Raw genomic sequence first — 513 nt, 5'->3', positions numbered from 1 at the left:
AGGTCTGCGCGAGACCATCGTCGCAATATACCGGGATTTGACAACGGCAGTTTCATCACTGACCCGCGTTCCCGTTTCGTCCACTGATAGTAAATAGTGTGTCCACGCAGTACCAGTAACAAACCATCAACCAAGCAAGGATAGCATCAAATGGCACGTCAAAAAGGCGCAGACTTCGATTCGGTCAACACCAGCAGCGGTGGCAAGCGCGACAAGGTAAAAATTCAGGATCGCGTGCAGCTTTTCAAGTTTCCGGAAAAGAAGTGGGTGACGCTGCGGCTCTACGGTGACGTTCACTCGTATGCAACTGCATGGGTCAAGACCAAGACGAAGGATGGCAAGTCCACGAAGTTCCCGGTCGATCTGCCGTCGTATGACCCGGAAACGCAGCAGTTTGACAGTACGAAGTACGACCCGTGGTATGCACACGCGCAGCATGAGAAGGATAGCGGCGTCGAGCGCGACGACCAGCTGATTCAGGTCGGCCGCAAGTTCTACATGAACGCACTGTTC

The 513-nt window shown here is 53.6% G+C and carries 1 protein-coding gene; it reads left to right on the top strand.

Going from position 1 to position 513, the window contains the following annotated elements; translation table 11 throughout:
- Positions 1-150: 150 nt before the first annotated feature.
- The coding region (locus AC1RO3_RS08490; protein ID WP_481764003.1) for a hypothetical protein at positions 151-513 on the top strand (363 nt) is incomplete at its 3' end.

The organism is Dellaglioa sp. CoH-57-MRSF-19 (genome assembly GCF_056781975.1).
Note: the sequence above shows the minus strand (reverse complement) of the source record. Positions and strands in the feature narration are given on the sequence as shown.